At 47.1% G+C, this 16,549-nt stretch carries 13 protein-coding genes, 1 tRNA gene, 1 pseudogene and 1 other annotated feature; of the genes and pseudogenes, 12 read left to right on the top strand and 3 right to left on the bottom strand.

What is annotated here, in order from left to right; translation table 11 throughout:
* The first annotated feature begins 13 nt into the window (after positions 1–13).
* The 3 genes from QUB24_RS00345 to QUB24_RS00335 all read left to right on the top strand — a co-directional run bounded on the left by QUB24_RS00345 (position 14) and on the right by QUB24_RS00335 (position 7,803).
* A complete protein-coding gene (locus tag QUB24_RS00345; RefSeq protein WP_445300373.1) occupies positions 14–3,211 on the top strand; it encodes an amino acid adenylation domain-containing protein in 3,198 nt (1,065 codons plus the stop codon).
* 37 nt (positions 3,212–3,248) lie between these two features.
* Positions 3,249–7,343 (top strand): amino acid adenylation domain-containing protein, encoded by a 4,095-nt coding sequence (locus QUB24_RS00340; protein WP_333149519.1) that lies wholly within the window; start codon positions 3,249–3,251, stop codon positions 7,341–7,343.
* Between the two features lie 199 nt (positions 7,344–7,542).
* Complete coding sequence (locus tag QUB24_RS00335; RefSeq protein ID WP_333149517.1) at positions 7,543–7,803, top strand: hypothetical protein; 261 nt, start codon at positions 7,543–7,545, stop codon at positions 7,801–7,803.
* A 177-nt stretch (positions 7,804–7,980) separates the two neighbouring features.
* Here QUB24_RS00335 and QUB24_RS00330 read toward each other — a convergent pair whose 3' ends face one another.
* On the bottom strand, positions 7,981–9,396 hold the full coding sequence (locus tag QUB24_RS00330) for an inorganic phosphate transporter (protein WP_333149515.1): 1,416 nt from the start codon (positions 9,394–9,396) through the stop codon (positions 7,981–7,983).
* 67 nt (positions 9,397–9,463) lie between these two features.
* Between QUB24_RS00330 and rplS the strand changes: the two genes are divergently transcribed.
* The 9 genes from rplS (at position 9,464) to rplL (ending at position 14,042) form a co-directional block, all read left to right on the top strand.
* Positions 9,464–9,847 (top strand): 50S ribosomal protein L19, encoded by a 384-nt coding sequence (gene rplS, locus QUB24_RS00325; RefSeq protein WP_333054363.1) that lies wholly within the window; start codon positions 9,464–9,466, stop codon positions 9,845–9,847.
* Between the two features lie 133 nt (positions 9,848–9,980).
* Positions 9,981–10,053 (top strand) — tRNA-Trp (locus QUB24_RS00320).
* Positions 10,024–10,233 (top strand): hypothetical protein, encoded by a 210-nt coding sequence (locus tag QUB24_RS00315; protein ID WP_333149513.1) that lies wholly within the window; start codon positions 10,024–10,026, stop codon positions 10,231–10,233. The genes QUB24_RS00320 and QUB24_RS00315 overlap by 30 nt, the downstream gene beginning before the upstream one ends.
* 151 nt (positions 10,234–10,384) lie before the next feature.
* Complete coding sequence (secE, locus tag QUB24_RS00310; RefSeq protein ID WP_333054360.1) at positions 10,385–10,618, top strand: preprotein translocase subunit SecE; 234 nt, start codon at positions 10,385–10,387, stop codon at positions 10,616–10,618.
* On the top strand, positions 10,615–11,253 hold the full coding sequence (gene nusG, locus QUB24_RS00305) for a transcription termination/antitermination protein NusG (RefSeq protein WP_332953948.1): 639 nt from the start codon (positions 10,615–10,617) through the stop codon (positions 11,251–11,253). Before secE ends, nusG begins: the two co-directional genes overlap by 4 nt.
* A 3-nt stretch (positions 11,254–11,256) precedes the next feature.
* Positions 11,257–11,682, top strand: a complete 426-nt coding sequence (gene rplK / locus QUB24_RS00300; protein WP_333031062.1) for a 50S ribosomal protein L11 — start codon at positions 11,257–11,259, stop codon at positions 11,680–11,682.
* Between the two features lie 223 nt (positions 11,683–11,905).
* Complete coding sequence (gene rplA, locus QUB24_RS00295) at positions 11,906–12,619, top strand: 50S ribosomal protein L1 (protein ID WP_333080351.1); 714 nt, start codon at positions 11,906–11,908, stop codon at positions 12,617–12,619.
* A 110-nt stretch (positions 12,620–12,729) separates the two neighbouring features.
* Positions 12,730–12,902 (top strand) — a sequence feature (ribosomal protein L10 leader region).
* Positions 12,903–12,931: 29 nt separating this feature from the next.
* Positions 12,932–13,516: a 50S ribosomal protein L10 gene (gene rplJ / locus QUB24_RS00290; RefSeq protein WP_333149510.1), complete on the top strand. Its 585-nt coding sequence runs from the start codon at positions 12,932–12,934 to the stop codon at positions 13,514–13,516.
* 136 nt (positions 13,517–13,652) lie between these two features.
* Positions 13,653–14,042 carry a 50S ribosomal protein L7/L12 gene (rplL, locus tag QUB24_RS00285; RefSeq protein ID WP_333149508.1) on the top strand — a complete coding sequence of 130 codons (390 nt, stop codon included), beginning with the start codon at positions 13,653–13,655 and terminating at the stop codon, positions 14,040–14,042.
* A gap of 167 nt (positions 14,043–14,209) precedes the next feature.
* Here rplL and crtD read toward each other — a convergent pair whose 3' ends face one another.
* Both crtD and QUB24_RS00275 read right to left on the bottom strand, forming a co-directional pair.
* Complete coding sequence (crtD, locus tag QUB24_RS00280; RefSeq protein WP_333149887.1) at positions 14,210–15,826, bottom strand: C-3',4' desaturase CrtD; 1,617 nt, start codon at positions 15,824–15,826, stop codon at positions 14,210–14,212.
* Between the two features lie 185 nt (positions 15,827–16,011).
* Positions 16,012–16,549, bottom strand: a pseudogene (locus QUB24_RS00275) (CopG family transcriptional regulator); the annotation flags it as partial.

Below are 16,549 nucleotides of genomic sequence, written 5' to 3'. Positions count from 1 at the left end.
GCCGACTTCAGCTATGAGCCAGGGAATTTATTCCCTGGTGGATGATGGCGAAGTGCAAAATTTAGAAACACAGTCAGTATTGCTTACCCGCCAGGGAATAAATTCCCTGTCTAATAGCGAAAGTCGTCTAAAGACGACTGAAGGAGGACAAGTTTCCAGTCGGCTTCAGCCGACTTCAGCTATGAGCCAGGGAATTTATTCCCTGGTGGATGATGGCGAAGTGCAAAATTTAGAAACACAGTCAGATGATAAAATTCACCATCCAAGGGTTGTTTTTCTAGACACAGACTGGGAGATGATTTCCCAAGAAATCGCCGACAATCCCACCGGCGCAGTCACAGCAAAAAATCTGGTTTACGCGATTTACACCTCCGGTTCCACGGGAAAGCCGAAAGGAGTTGAAATTGAGCACGGGAGCTTGTTAAATCTCGTTTTTTGGCATCAAAGAGAGTTTGGGGTGTCAGCGGGCGATCGAGCAACGCAAATTGCTGCGATCGGCTTTGATGCTTGCGGGTGGGAAATTTGGCCTTATCTCGCCGCGGGGGCTAGCATCTACTTTCCAGAAGATGACATCAGGCGAGATCCTGAAAAACTGCAAAACTGGTTAGTATCAAACGCAATTACAATTAGCTTTTTGCCAACACCTTTAGCCGAGAAAGTTTTGCTATTAGATTGGCCTCAAACAACAGCGTTGCGAATCTTGCTCGCAGGCGGCGAAAAACTGCAACAACATCCTTTAAAATCCCCTCCATTTAAGCTAGTAAATAATTACGGCCCAACCGAGAACACCGTCGTCACAACTTCCGGTTATATTCCTGTAACAGAGCAAACAGACATCGCCCCGACAATTGGCCGCCCCATTGCTAACACTCAAGTCTACATATTAGACAAATATTTGCAGCCCGTACCAATGGGGGTTGTTGGCGAATTGTACATCGGCGGAAACGGACTCGCTCGCGGCTACCTCAACCGCCCAGATTTAACCGCACAAAGCTTTATTGTCAATCCTTTTAAACCAAATTCAGGCACCATTCTCAATGACTTGTTTAGGAACAGGCAAGATGCCTGTTCCACAGAAAAATTCATCTCTTGTGGAACAGGCATCTTGCCTGTTCTCGATAATGGTGCAACATCTCACTTTAAACCAAATTCAGGAGAGCGAATTTACAAAACTGGCGACTTAGTGCGCTACAGAGCCGATCGCAACCTTGAATTTTTAGGACGCATTGACGAACAAGTAAAAATTCGCGGTTTCCGCATCGAATTAGGAGAAATCGAGACAGTATTAACTCAACATCCTGCCGTGCAGCAAACTGTAGCAATAGCTTCGGAAGATGGACATGGAGATAAACGTTTAGTAGCTTATATTGCCCTGAATGCAGAATATAGCGTTGCCCACGAAAAAAACCAAATAATGCAATTGCAGGACGAACAGGTTTTGCAGTGGCAAATGCTCTACAATGAAACTTACAATCAACCTGCTGTTGACTCAGATCCAACATTTAATATAGTCGGCTGGAATAGCAGTTATACTAATCAGCCAATCCCAGCAGAACAGGTGCGCGACTGGGCTAACAATCAAGCAGCCCAAATTTTAGCTTTGCAGCCTAGCCGAGTGTTAGAAATTGGCTGCGGCACAGGTTTGTTGCTGTTCCAAATTGCGCCTCGCTGCACTCAATATTGCGGAACAGACTTTTCACCTATTTCGCTCAACTATATTCAGCAGCACTTGGCAAATCAACAGTTAGCTAATGTAACGCTGCTTCAGAAAATGGCGACAGACTTTGCAGGAGTAGAGACAGCAGCTTTTGACGCGGTGATTCTCAACTCAGTCGTGCAATATTTCCCGAATATCGACTATCTCGTGCAGGTGCTAGAAGGTGCGGTGAAAGCAACTGCTCCCGGCGGCTTTATATTCATCGGAGATGTCCGCAGCTTGCCGTTGCTGGCAGCTTTCCACGCTTCCGTACAACTGTATCAAGCCGAACCTTCTCTCTCTGGCGAACAGTTGCAGCAGCGAGTACAAATGCAAATTTTTCAAGAAACAGAGTTAGTTATTGAACCAGAGTTTTTTAGCGCATTAAAGCACCGCTTTCCGCAGATTGGCGGCGTAGAGATTCAATTAATTCGCGGTAGTTATCACAATGAGTTAACTGATTTTCGGTACAATGCTATTCTGCATATTGCGTCTGAAACAGATCCCCCCAACCCCCCTTATGAAGGGGGGCTAAGAAGTGTCTCTAACTTTTATGACAAAACAGAGCTTCAGAACCCCCCATTTCAAGGGGGGCAGGGGGGATCAAAACGGCTGGATTGGTCGGCTGAAAATCAGAATCTGACTGTTACCAAGGTGCAAGAAATATTATTGCAAACTCAACTCGATCTTTTAAGAATTGCTAATGTGCCTAATGCGCGGGTAGCGGCAGCAGTTAAGGCGGCAGAATTGCTGTCGGTTGTCGATAAATTTCCAACAGCAGGTCAGTTGCAGAAAGCCGTGGAAAAAGTGGAGGATTTAGGAGTCGATCCCGAAGCGTGGTATGCTTTGGAAGTTCCGTATAATGTTAATATTAGTTGGTCTAATTCCGACAGTCAAGGGCGCTACGATGTTGTGTTTGCACGGGGCGAAACTAGAGATTTTGTGCGAGAAACCCGAAGCGATAACTTGCGTCCTTGGCGCTCTTATGCTAACAATCCCTTACAAGCTAAAGCAGCGCGTAAATTAGTGCCACAGTTGCAGGCTTATCTAGCAGAAAAACTGCCTGAATATATGATTCCGTCGGCTTTTGTGGTGCTGGAGTCGCTACCTGTGACGGCTAACGGAAAGGTCGATCGCCTCGCTTTGCCTGCACCGGAGCCAATTAAGTTAGAATGGGCTGGCAGTTATGTTGCGCCTCATACTTCTATTGAGGAAGTTTTAGTGAAAATTTGGGTTGAGGTTTTGGGGATAAAGCGAGTGGGTATCCGGGACAATTTCTTTGAATTAGGAGGTCATTCGCTGCTGGCGACTCAGCTTGTTTCGAGAGTGCGAGATGCTTTCGCGGTAGAGTTGCCTTTGCGCCGCGTTTTTGAAGCACCGACAATTGCAGAATTATCTAAGATTGTTGAGAGTTTGAAAGAGAGCGATGCTAATATTAAAACTCCTGCTTTAGTGGCGATTTCTCGGGACAGTCGGCGGATGAAGCTATCATCTTTTAATCAAGAAAGTAAATAAAAATTAGGGCGGTTGAACGGGTGCAATTTCGATAAATATGCAGCAAGAAACAGAAGTTTTCGTCTTCCCCGCCTCATTTGCCCAGCAGCGGCTTTGGTTCCTCAATCAATTAGCACCGGGCAATCCTTTCTACAATGTCTCAACAGCGCTCCGCTTAACAGGTTCCCTCAACTTAAGATCCTTAGAGCAAACCTTCAACGAAATTGTGCAGCGGCACGAAACTTTGCGAACCACTTTTACGCTTTTGGAAGGGGAACTCGTACAAATTATTGCTCCCCTTTTAACCGTATCGCTCCCCACAATCGACTTACAAAATCTCTCGCCAAATCAGCAGCAAACCGCAGCGCTGCAACTCGCAACCGATGCAGCGCAATGCCCTTTCGATTTAGCCGCCGGGCCGTTATTTAAAGTAACGCTGTTACAACTCAGTGAAACAGAACATATATTGTTGCTGAATTTACATCATATTGTGGCTGATGGTTGGTCAATTGGAGTGCTAATTCGAGAGCTGGGAACGCTATACACAGCATTTGTAAAAAATGAGCGATCGCACTTACCAGCACTGCCCGTGCAGTACGCCGACTTTGCAGAATGGCAGCACCAATGGTTGCAGGGCGAAGTATTAGAAACGCAGTTAGCTTATTGGCGGCAGCAGTTAAACGGAATTACGGCACTCAATCTACCAACAGACAGGCAAAGACCTGCCGTTCCATCCTACCGCGGCGCTAAACAATTTATAACACTATCACCTGCTTTGAGCGAGGCGCTAAAGTCATTGAGCCAGCAAGAAAGCGCGACTTTATTTATTACTCTACTAGCCGCTTTTCAAACTTTGCTGTACCGCTATACAGGACAAGTAGATATTGCAGTAGGAACGCCGATCGCCAATCGCAACTTGAGCGAAATTGAAGCATTAATCGGTTTTTTTGTCAACAGTTTGGTGCTGCGTGCAGATTTATCAGGAAACCCCACTTTTCGGGAACTATTGCATCGGGTAAAAAACGTCGCAATGGCAGCCTACGCCCACCAAGATTTGCCCTTCGAGAAGTTGGTTGAGGAATTGCACCCCGATCGCGAGTTGAGCCGCAACCCCCTATTTCAACTTAGTTTCAGCCTGCAAAACACTCCTGTAGCAGCGCTAGAATTGCCGGGAATCGTTGGAGAGGCGATCGACTTTGACGCGGGAACCGCCAAGCTCGATTTAGAGTGCCACTTGTGGGAAAATGCAGGAAGTATTCAAGGGCAATTTGTTTACAGCACAGATTTATTTGATAGCGCCACAATTGCGCGCATGGCGGGACATTTCCAAACGCTGCTCGAAGCCATTGTTGCCAATCCCCAACAGCACCTCAGCGACTTGGCTTTGCTGACAGCGCCAGAATACCAGCAATTATTAATCGATTGGAATGACACTCAGAGAGATTATCCGCAAAACCAGTGTTTCCATCAGCTATTTGAAGAGCAAGTCGCGCGATCCTCTTCGAGGGCTCCGCTAACGCCCCATGCTGTCGCCGCCGTCTTTGAAAACCAGCAGTTAACCTACCGCCAACTCAACAGCCGAGCCAACCAACTTGCACATTACTTGCAGCAATTGGGAGCAGCACCCGAAGTTTTAGTGGGCCTTTGTGTAGAACGTTCCTTAGATGCGATCGTCGGATTCCTAGGCATTATCAAAGCAGGCGCAGCGTATCTGCCTTTAGATCCAACTTATCCTCAAGAGCGCCTTAACTTCATGTTAAAAGATGCTCAGGTGTCGATTTTGGTAACTCAGCAGCACTTAGCAAAAAACTTGACGCAGCCGGAAAATTTCGGACTTTTTTCAGTAGTGTGTTTGGACTCCGACAGAGAAATTATCGCCCGACAAAGCCCAGAAAACCAAACTACAAATATCCTACCAAAAAACCTAGCCTACGTCATTTACACATCTGGTTCAACCGGAAAACCCAAAGGCGTTTTAATCGAACATCGGGGACTCTACAACTTAGCCCTAGCTCAAATAGAAGCTTTTAACTTAAACTCAAATCACCGCATTTTGCAATTCGCATCCCTGAGTTTTGATGCCTCAATCTTTGAGATTGTTATGGCCTTGGGAACCGGAGCAACACTTTACTGTGCCAAGAAAGAATCCTTGTTGCCCGGACAAACATTAATCCAATTTTTGCAGGACAATGCTATTACCCACGCTACCCTCCCGCCTTCGCTGCTAGCTGTCCTTCCAAACGCCGAACTTCCCGCACTGCAAACAATCATCTGTGCTGGCGAATCCTGTTCCCCAGATATCGTTAAACGCTGGGCTTCCAGGCGCAGATTTTTTAACGCTTACGGCCCTACAGAAGCGACAGTCTGGTCAAGTTTTGCCGAAATTGGCGATTCCCTGCGGGATAGCTTCGCTTCACGCAAAAAACCGCCCATCGGTCGCCCAATAGCCAACACTCAACTCTATATTTTAGATAAAAATTTACAGCCTGTACCCGTTGGAATTCCCGGTGAATTATACATCGGCGGCAGCGGATTGGCGCGAGGCTACCTGAAGCGCCCTGAATTAACCGCCCAGCGATTTATTGCTAATCCGTTCAGCCATAAAGCAGGAGAACAAATTTATAAAACTGGTGACTTAGCTCGCTATTTTCCAGACGGCAATATTGAGTTTTTAGGCCGCACTGACGAACAGGTAAAAATTCGCGGTTATCGAATAGAATTGGGAGAAATTGAAGCGCTGCTGGTTCAGCATCCAGCAGTCAAAGAAACAGCGGCGGTTGCTGTGGATGATTTGTCTGGCAACAAACGCCTAGTTGCTTATGTCGTCCCCAAGCACAATCAGACAATTAATCCTGTGGAAATACGCAATTTCCTCAAACAACAACTGCCCAATTACATGATTCCCAGTGCTTTTGTGGCGATCGATTTTCTGCCCCTAACTCCTAATGGCAAAATCGACCGCCTGCGCCTACCTGCACCGGGAAATATAACTAGCAATTCAATAGATAAAAGCTGCATTGCGCCTCGCACACCAACCGAGTCAACCCTCGCCCAAATTTGGGCCACAATCCTCAACGCAGAGTGCGTTGGCATTGGCGATAACTTCTTCGATTTGGGTGGAGATTCCCTGTTGGCAATCCGCCTCATCAATGAGATTAACCAGCAATTTGAGCGCGAGTTACCGCTGTCTGCTCTTTTTTTAAATCCGACAATTGAAGGTTTAGCCGATTCCCTATCTTCAGAAACAAATTCTCTGGAATGGTCGCCTTTAGTTGCAATTAAACCTCGCGGTAAAAATCCCCCGTTCTTCTGCGTCCATCCCATCTTTGGCGTCGTGTTTCCTTATGTCGAGTTAGCGTTTGTGCTAGGAGAAAATCAACCGTTTTACGGGCTGCAACCAAAGGGTATTGACGGCGAAAGTTCTCCGTTAACTAGCATTGAAGACATGGCGGCTGACTATATCGCAGCTTTGCGTACCGTTCAACCAAAAGGGCCTTATTTTTTAGGAGGCTGGTCTTTTGGAGGTTTGGTTGCTTTTGAGATGGCTCAACAGTTGCTCGCAGCGGGGGACGAAGTGGCTTTGCTTGCTGTGCTTGATACTTTAGCGCCGATTTCTGCTAACAAACCTTCTTTTTGGGACGGTTGCAAGTTTATTCTGACTACTGTTTCGCGCTCTATCTGGCCTTTTGTAGTAGATTATTTTCGCTTGGTGGCTGCTGCAGAAAATGTTCAAAGTGGCGGTATTGCTGCCAAATTTCCGAAATTAAATAAGATGCTTAATCTAGTAGCTAATTTTTGGCATCGCTGGAATTGGAAACAGGCGGTTATGGTTAGCATCCTATCTCAGGAGTCAAAAGAACGGAGCTGGCGCGAGCTGGCAATTCCTTCAATGTTTACTGTATTTCAGGCTAATAGTCAAGCAACTCTCAGCTATGTACCAAAAATTTATCCGCAGCGAATTACTCTGTTTAGATCGAGGGAACAGCTAAGCAAAACTAATCAAGATCCGACTCTTGGCTGGAGCGAATTAACGACGGAAAAAGTAGAGGTGATTAGAGTTCCTGGGAATCACCTGACTATGTTGAGAAAGCCAGGGGTCGAGGTGCTGGCTCAAAAGCTGGAGCATTGCTTTGAGGAGGAATTAAGTGATTGAGGAACCCGCGTGCTTGTGTGTCGAAACCGGGTTTGATGTGGGAAATTACTATTAGACATCTCCAATAATTCTTGTGGAACAGGCATCCTGCCTGTTCAAAGCTTGCTTTTCTGGAGATGTCTATTAGTGATGAAGAAGTGACTACTCTGATGTTCGGTAAAATCACCGTTATCACGTTTGTAGTTAGGATGTCAAAAAATTGCGATCGCCCGAAGAACACTTTTTGCAACTAGAAATCATCATGCAGCGCCACGCCGCAGCACTCGAAGCTGAAGTCAGAGCTTTGCAAGCCTCTGACGAAACCGCCCAGTGGCCTCCTGACTGGAAGCGTTGCTATAATTGGCGTTTCGCTAAAATTTTCGCTTCAGTGAAGATTTTTCGTAACTGGGGTGCAGATGCTGCGGCTTGGAAACTGCTGCCGCTGCGAGAATATCCCAACCGCGGCAATCAGAAGGATTAGTTAACTGTTGACTGTTGACTAGACCTCTTGCAAAAATCCTTTTCATCAATTGATGGGACGGGCAAGATGCCCATCCCACAAAAGTTTTTTTTTCTTGTGGGATGGGCATCTTGCCCGTCCTAATTATTTTTGCAAGAGGTCTACTGTTGACTGTTCTGAAATGCCTCAATCTAAAATCTAAAATCTAAAATCTAAAATCGATTGCGCGATGCTGAAGATGATAGCAGCCAAACCTGCGGCGATCGGAATTGTCACCAGCCAAGCCGAACCAATTGACAGCAAAGTTTGCAAGCGTACAGTTTTCCAAGCTTTGATCAGCCCGACTCCGACGACTGCACCGACTAAAGCGTGGGATGTGGAAACTGGCAAACCGAAGCGGGATGCTAACAAGACTGTGGTGGCTGTGGCTAATTCCGCGCAAAATCCGCCGCTTGGTTGGAGTTCGATGATCTTTTCGCCGACTGTGGCAATTACATTTTTGCCCCAGATGGTTAAACCGATGACTATTCCTGCGCCTCCGACGACTAAAATCCACAGGGGAACGCTGAAATCTTCTGAGGGAAAGGAACCTGTGCGCCGGATGTAGGCGATCGCAGCTAGGGGAGCAACGGCATTTCCTACGTCGTTGGAACCGTGGGAAAATGCTACAAAACAGGCGCTTAAGACTTGAAATCTCGCCATTTGTTGCTCGATGGGAGAGTGGCGGGGAGGGGGAGAGGGGGAGAGGGGGAGAGTGGGAGATTGGGAAAATATTCCCTCTTTCTTATTCCTTGCATCCGTTACATCCGTTACATCCCGTACATTGCTCGTTGCCGAACCTTTTTCCTTCTCAACTGATTCTAATTTGTTCCAGCTATTGAGTGTCAAGGCGATCGCCCCCATACTCCCGATGCCAATGACAATATCGTGAATTGGAAGATTCCAGCCAAATCTATCCTGCGCGGCGGCGATCGCCCCTGTCTGCACCAAAGCAACATCCACAATAGACGGCAGTACAATTACGCCAAATACGCTCAGCATTGCTGCACTCAGCCAAGGTATCCACTCCCGCATTTGAGATAGAGGATCTGGTCGATCGAGAATCGAATACTTCACCACACTGTAAAATAGTGCGGCTAAAGCACCGCTGGCAACAGGTGTCGCCAGCCAAGTTAGGGAGATGGTGCCGATGGTTCGCCAATCAACCGCATTAATTCCGGCTGCAACACAGCTAAAACCCGCGATCGCGCCCACCACTGCATGGGATGAAGAAACAGGCAAACCTCGACTGGTAGCGATTTGCAGCCACAAGCCGCAAGCAATCAGCACTGACACCATCCCGATTAAAAATACTTGCGGTTGAGCCGCGAACACTTGTGCATTCACAACTCCTGTTGCGAGAGTTTCGGAAACTCCTTGGCCGAACAGCACTGCGCCGGAAAACTCCAGTATGCCTGCAACAATTATTGCCTGCTGCAGCGTTAGCGCCTTCGAGCCTACGGATGTCCCCATCGAGTTAGCGACATCGTTGGCACCCAAGTTGGCGGCGACGTACAAGGCCAGTGCGGCCATTGCCCCTAGTTGCAGAAATACGACCCCAGAGGTATCTAACATAGAAATTTTTTGACATAAAACGGGCATTTCGATATATGATAAGGGATTGTGAGTTTTGGTAAATCCGATGAAAGGCGCAGAAATAATCCGTTCTATCGAAACGGCAGAAATAGATAGAGTCAAGCAAGAACTCAATAAACAAGTTCCCGAAATTTACGTCGGCGACACAGTGCGAGTCGGCGTAAGAATTAAAGAGGGTAACAAAGAACGGGTTCAGCCCTACGAAGGGACTGTGATTGCCATGCGTAATGGCGGGATTAATGAAACAATCACCGTCCGCCGCGTGTTTCAGGGCGTCGGAGTGGAACGGGTGTTTTTGATTCACTCGCCCCGCATCGCCACGATCCAAGTGATGCGCCGCGGGAAAGTCCGCAGAGCAAAACTTTACTACCTGCGCGATCGGGTGGGCAAAGCTACTCGCGTCAAACAGCGGTTCGATCGCTCCCTGTAGGAATGCACCCAGCTTCCCCTTGGTTCATGGTTCATGGGAAATTAAAAAAATTCAAAAAAAGTTTCCCATTTACGAGCGCACTGTGTTAAAATAGAAATCTAGAGGTTAAGCGAATTTCAGCAACCTCACCTGTGCGCTCTTAGTTCAGTTGGTAGAACGCAGGTCTCCAAAACCTGATGTCGGGGGTTCAAGTCCTCCAGGGCGCGCTGAATCACCAAACATTAAATTCTGCCCGAAAGCGCCCGGATTATTGGCTGGCAACAGTCAAAACCCCAAACTTTCGGGTAGAATTAATTTTTGTGGGCGGTTCGCAAAAAATGCCATCAACAAATGCTCGGTGTGGCTTCTCGATCATCGGTTTCGGCGATCGGCATTTACGCCGTTGATTGGTTGGGCTTGTAAAAAAGTCGTGGCTTTAGATTTGAGATTTGGGACTTGGGCGTAAGTGGTTAGTGTCACAAAATCTGAGAGCCGCGGGCCACTCACACCATCTAAAATCTAAAATCTAAAATCTAAAATCGCAAGGGGGATTGAATCGTGGCGAAAAAAGACGAAGCTCAAGAAACTCAAGAAATAACAGCGCCTGGGTTTGACCCTGCGGGTTTTTTTAAGGAAACTAGAGAAGAACTCGACAAAGTGGTTTGGCCTAGCAGGCAGCAGCTAATCAGCGAGTCTTTGGCCGTGCTTTTGATGGTGATCCTCTCAGCAAGCCTGATCTATTTGGTGGATAACTTCTTTAACTGGGGCGCGGGAAAGGTGTTTGGGCCATGACTTTTGCATCAGAAGAATCTGAGTATTCCACAGAAGCGACGGGACAGGCAGCATCGCCAGATGTGCCGGAGATTGATGCTCGCTGGTATGCTGTTCAAGTTGCCTCTGGCTGCGAAAAGCGCGTGAAGGCAAACTTGCAGCAGCGGATTCAAACTTTGGATGTTGCCGATCGCATCGTTCAAGTAGAAATTCCGCAAACTCCGGCAATCAAAGTCGGCAAAGACGGTTCCAGGCGGCAGTCAGATGAAAAAATCTTTCCCGGCTACGTACTCATCCGTATGTTTATGGACGAGGATACGTGGCAGGTGATCAAGAATACCCCGAATGTAATTAATTTTGTCGGGGCAGAGCAGAAACGCCGCTACGGGCGCGGCAGGGGTCACGTCAAACCGCTACCTCTGAGTCATTCGGAAGTAGAACGGATCTTCAGAAACGCTCAGGAATCAGAACCAGTTGTCAAAGTATCGATGTCTGCTGGAGACCACGTTGTGGTACTTTCCGGGCCGTTTAAGGATTTTGAAGGTGATGTGATTGAAGTTAGCCCGGAACGAAACAAGCTCAAAGTTTTACTCTCGATTTTTGGGCGCGATACGCCTGTAGAATTGGAGTTCAATCAGGTTCAGAAACAGAACTAACTAATGGCAAAGAAAGTTGTTGCAGTAATTAAGTTGGCGATTACGGCGGGAAAAGCCAACCCAGCTCCTCCGATCGGCCCAGCATTGGGTCAGCACGGCGTCAATATTATGATGTTTTGCAAGGAGTACAATGCTAGAACCGCAGACCAAGCGGGTCTGGTGGTTCCGGTGGAAATTTCGGTTTTTGAAGACCGCAGTTTTACGTTTATTCTCAAAACTCCGCCGGCCTCGGTTTTGATTCAAAAAGCCGCTGGCATTGCTAAGGGTTCGGGAGAACCTAATCGCAAGCAAGTAGGCTCGATTACTCAGGCTCAACTGCGAGAAATCGCAGAAACCAAAATGCCTGACCTCAATGCTAATGATGTTGAGGCTGCTATGAAAATTGTGGCAGGAACGGCTAAAAATATGGGCGTGGCGATCGCTGATTGAAGTCAGTTGTCAGTTGTCAGTTGACAGTTGGCAGTTGTCAGTAATTCAGGATTTTGAAGGTAAAATCTTCAATCTAAAATCCCAAATCCTAAATCGATCGGTTCAGGGGGAGAAGCAAAGCTTCGCTAGTAACCGAAAACTGGTAGATTTTAAGATTGTCCGATAAGTTCAATCTAAAATCTAAAATCTAAAATCTAAAATCGACTGACCCCAGGAGATAACAATGGCAAAGAAAGTATCGCGAAGACTGCAAGAACTTCAAAAGAAAGTTGAAGACAGACCTTATCTACCGCTGGAAGCTCTGCAACTTTTGAAAGAAACAGCAACCGCTAAGTTTGGCGAAGCTGCTGAAGCTCACATCCGTTTGGGAATTGACCCGAAATATACTGACCAACAGTTGCGGACAACTGTATCGCTACCAAAAGGAACTGGTCAAGTAGTCAGAATTGCGGTGATTGCTAAGGGCGAAAAAGTTAAAGAAGCTCTAAATGCCGGCGCGGATATTGCTGGTTCAGAAGAGTTGATCGATGAAATTCAGAAGGGCATGATGGACTTCGATTGCCTGATTGCTACCCCAGACGTGATGCCGTTGGTGGCAAAATTGGGTCGGTTGTTGGGCCCGCGCGGTTTGATGCCTTCTCCGAAAGGTGGCACGGTGACGACTGACATTGCTCAGGCGATCAACGAGTTTAAAGGTGGTAAACTAGAATTCCGTGCCGATCGAACTGGCATCGTTCATGTTATGTTTGGCAAGGCAGCTTTCTCAGCGGAAGATTTGCTGGTCAACCTTCATGCTTTGCAAGAAACTGTTGATCGCAACCGTCCTTCTGGTGCTAAAGGTCGCTACTGGCGCAGTTTGTACGTATCCGCAACAATGGGCCCGTCGATCGAAGTCGATATCAGTGCTCTGCGCGATACGAAAATTGACGCTGCCTAGTACAGAATAAAGCAGAACGCAGAAGGTAAAAGACAGCTTCGGCTGTCTGTGTAAATCTCTCACAAGACTTACGCCAGACCTCTGGTAATATCTGCCTTCTGGTGATAGCCTAATCAAAAATCAATAAGCTGAAGACCGCAGGTGCCGACCGCTTAATTTCCTGCCGAGGCTGAAGAAATAAAAACTCAAGACTCAAAGATTAGAAATTTTCTATTTTTAATTCTGACTTGTTAATTTTTAATTCTCTGCCCCGGCTCTAAGGTCGGGGTTTTTGGTGGGCAGTTTTCGATCCTAAAAGGAGGTGAAATAAGTATGGGCAAAAGTTTAGCAGTAAAAAATGAGATTATTGCAGACCTCAAGCAAACCTTGAGCGAATCTCAACTGGCGATCGTGATTGACTACACGGGCTTAACTGTTGCTGAAATCACAGATTTGCGTCGGCGTTTGCGTCCGAAAGGCAGCAGTTGCCAAGTGGCAAAAAACACGCTGATGCGAATTGCTGTTGAAGGCAACGAAACCTGGCAGCCGATACAAGAATTGCTGACCGGTACGTCGGCGTTTCTGTTCGTGCAAGAAGATATTGGCGGCGCGATTAAAGCTTACCAAGAATTCCAAAAAGTCTCTAAGAAGACAGAACTTCGCGGCGGCGTAATGGAAGGACGGGTACTGAAAGAAGCTGATGTTAAAGCATTAGCTGATCTGCCGTCGAAAGAACAACTCATGGCTCAAATTGCTGGCGCTATCAACGGTGTCGCAACCAAGTTGGCTGTGGGTATCAATCAAGTTCCTACTTCGATCGCTCGCGGTCTTAAAGCTTATGCTGAAAAAGACGGCGATTCCGCAGAAGTAGCACCAGAAGCAGAAGCACAACCTGAAGCAGAAAGCGTATCTGCTTAGTCATTAGTCATTAGTCATTAGTCATCAGTCATTAGTGTTAATCCACAGGCTGAAGACTAGAGACGACAAACTAATGATGGAGGAGCAATCCCAAATCCCAAATCCCAAATCTACAATCGAACTAGGAGTTTAACGAATGTCTACTGCAACTGACGAAATCTTGGAAAAACTTAAGTCTCTGACTTTGCTCGAAGCATCTGAATTGGTCAAGCAAATTGAAGAAGCTTTCGGCGTCAGCGCTGCTGCTCCTGTAGGCGGCATGATGATGATGGGCGGCCCTGCTGCTGCCGCTGCTGAACCCGATGAAGTACAAACTGAGTTCAGCGTGATTCTTGAAGAAGTTCCTGCTGACAAGAAAATCGCTATTCTGAAGGAAGTCCGCGCAATTACTGGTCTGGGTTTGAAGGAAGCGAAAGACTTGGTAGAAGCCGCACCGAAGGCAGTTAAGGAAGCTATTGCTAAGGAAGCTGCTGAAGAATTGAAGAAACAGCTTGAAGCTGTGGGCGCAAAGATTGCTATCAAGTAGTCAGAGAATGTAGTTGATATCAATTCCGTTGACACCGGAATGATGGTTGACTGTTAATAGTTAATAGTTAATAGTTAACTATTCCCTAAAATTAATCGCGCGATAGTTACATCTCTCGCGCGATTAATTATTTTTGGGGTAGGGAAACGGCACGATGCGGTGTCCTCTTAGATTTTAGAGGCGGCTTCCATTTGTCGCACTACTGTTAAAGCAGAATAGGAAACACCGGCAGTACCTTCTCCGGGATGGGTGGAGTCGCCCACTAACCACAAGTTTTTAATTGGTGTGCGGTTGGCAAATCCGAAGGGGCCGAAGGTTGGTATTCGCTGGCCGATGCCACCCACAACGCCTCTATCTCTCGCTGTGTAGCGGGCAAAGGTGCGGGGTGTGGCGGCTTCTTGGTGTACGATCGACTCTGGCGTCAAATTGAAATATTCGCTCAAACGGGCGATCGCCCCGACCGTATATTTTTGCTTTAATCCTTCATAATCAACCGAATTCCACCACATTCGAGTATCAGTAAATGAGGAAGCGATAATTGTCGCCATTCCCTCCGGTGCTCGCCCATCACCCGGATGGCTGACTGAAACAAATAATGAATTATTCTCCCCAATCTCACCTTCATAATCGTAGAGAAACTGAAGGTGGGGCGGACAATTTGCCGGAATTGCGCTTTCATGGACTCCCAAATATATCACAAAAGCACCGGATGCGGGCGGCAATTTATCGACTCGATATTTGTAGCCTGCCATTTGATTTGGCAGTTGGTTGTTTGTCTCTGAAGTCTCTGATTTAACCGATAAATTATCTATTAAATTTTCGACAATTGGCTCGCATGACAACAATTTTACTAGATTTTGCGCGGTCACGTTGGCAACAATGCGATCGGCAGTTTCTGTCCAAACTTCGCCTGTTTTTTGATTGCGAATCACTGTACCCGTGGCTTTGCCGTTGGCGGTGACAATACTTTCAACTGTATGCCGCAACAGGACTTTGCCGCCGTCTCGTTCGATCGCCTCTACAAGTCGATCGCTCAATACCTGCATACTTCCTTGTAGATGATACAATCCCTGCGGCTCTTGCGAAACTCCTAAAGCCGTCGCCGCGTAAAGTAGCGCCGTTTCTTCAGTATCAACTTGAGAATACAATTTTAACTGCAAATCCAGAAAAGTTTTCAAGCGCAAATTGTCGCCCAACCCACAAAGCCGCAAAGCATCTCCCACTGTCATAAAAGTGAAAGGCAAGGTAATTAAAGTATCGGGGCGAACTGCTTGAATTAATTGCCAGAAATCCCAGAAGTTTCTGGGCGGTAAAACTGGATCGCGCCCTTGAAATTTCCAGCTAGCTTGGAACAATGCAGACAATAATTGCCAAAAAGGTTCGCTTCCGGGAAACTGCCGTTGCCTTTCTTGCTGCCACTTTTGCGGATCTCGCCACACGCTAATCGGTGCGGTTTCTCCCGGCAAAAACACCGCACAAGCGGGATCGCAGGGTGTCGCGGCGGGAAGTTCTATATCTAATTCTGAGAAAATTCGGTGGTGAATGCCTCCGGGTTCCAATCCTGCAACCTGCGTGGCGCCGACATCGAAGGTAAAGCCTTTGCGTTTGAAGGTGGAAGCGCATCCTCCGGGGACGATCGCCTGGTCTAAGACTAGCACTTTGTATCCTCTGCGGGCTAGCAGGGCTGCTGCTGTGAGCCCGCCGATGCCGCCTCCAATTACCGTGACGCGGATCTTAGTGTCTGTGGGACTGGATTTGCCAAAAGGGGTGCGATCGCCTGTCATAAATTTATTTATTGTAATATTTCTTAATAGTATGCTCATATTTTGCAATAAAAAGCTCTTGTAGCGACAGGTTGAAATCTATCGCTACAAGAGGAAGGAGGCCGAGTTTAGAGGACGTTTTGTGTTAGGGATAAGGTGCTCCGGGCGCACCCGGAGCGTTAGACAGTGCCGTGTTGATTAGAGAATCACTGACGGCGCCACTTGTTGAGATAAGCTTCGCCAATCCCAGCCACAGCCTGCATTTGACCTAGCTGTTCCCGTAAAGCTTTGATGGTTCTTAGCTGTTCTTGAGACTGTTGCTGCAAAGCGTCGTAATTTCGCTGTATCGCCGCAGTCTGGCTCAATTGATTTTCTAGAGATTGCAACTTGGTTAGTTGAACTTGGAATTCGCCGATCGCACTTGACTTTTCTGCCAACTCGTGCTGCAAAGATTCGTAACTCGACTTCGACACGGTTTGCTGCAATTGCTGTGCCAAATTTTGCTTTTCGGTAGCGAATTGCTGCTGCAAAGATTCCAAAGCACTGGATTTTTCAGCGAATTGCTGCTGCAAAGATTCCAGAGCACTGGATTTTTCGGCTAGCTGTTGCACAAAGTCGTGTTCCCGATGTTCTTTTTCGGCGAATTGCTGCTGCAAAGATTCCAGAACACTGGATTTTTCGGCTAGCTGTTGCACAAAGTCGTGTTCCCGATGTTCTTTTTCGGCGAATTGCTGCTGTAAAGAT

Origin of the sequence: Microcoleus sp. B9-D4, assembly GCF_036705105.1 — a bacterium.
In the GTDB taxonomy this organism is placed as follows: Bacteria; Cyanobacteriota; Cyanobacteriia; order Cyanobacteriales; family Microcoleaceae; genus Microcoleus.
The sequence above is the reverse complement of the archived record's forward strand: the minus strand, read 5'-3'. Positions and strand labels throughout refer to the sequence as shown.

Bases quoted from the DNA above. Each gene is read 5' to 3' on its own strand.
- QUB24_RS00345 (WP_445300373.1), top strand. From the start codon at position 14: ATGAGCCAGGGAATTTATTCCCTGGTGGATGATGGCGAAGTGCAAAAT.
- QUB24_RS00340 (WP_333149519.1), top strand. From the start codon at position 3,249: ATGCAGCAAGAAACAGAAGTTTTCGTCTTCCCCGCCTCATTTGCCCAG.
- QUB24_RS00330 (WP_333149515.1), bottom strand. From the start codon at position 9,396: ATGTTAGATACCTCTGGGGTCGTATTTCTGCAACTAGGGGCAATGGCC.
- rplS (WP_333054363.1), top strand. From the start codon at position 9,464: ATGAAAGGCGCAGAAATAATCCGTTCTATCGAAACGGCAGAAATAGAT.
- QUB24_RS00315 (WP_333149513.1), top strand. From the start codon at position 10,024: ATGTCGGGGGTTCAAGTCCTCCAGGGCGCGCTGAATCACCAAACATTA.
- nusG (WP_332953948.1), top strand. From the start codon at position 10,615: ATGACTTTTGCATCAGAAGAATCTGAGTATTCCACAGAAGCGACGGGA.
- rplK (WP_333031062.1), top strand. From the start codon at position 11,257: ATGGCAAAGAAAGTTGTTGCAGTAATTAAGTTGGCGATTACGGCGGGA.
- rplA (WP_333080351.1), top strand. From the start codon at position 11,906: ATGGCAAAGAAAGTATCGCGAAGACTGCAAGAACTTCAAAAGAAAGTT.
- rplJ (WP_333149510.1), top strand. From the start codon at position 12,932: ATGGGCAAAAGTTTAGCAGTAAAAAATGAGATTATTGCAGACCTCAAG.
- rplL (WP_333149508.1), top strand. From the start codon at position 13,653: ATGTCTACTGCAACTGACGAAATCTTGGAAAAACTTAAGTCTCTGACT.
- crtD (WP_333149887.1), bottom strand. From the start codon at position 15,826: ATGACAGGCGATCGCACCCCTTTTGGCAAATCCAGTCCCACAGACACT.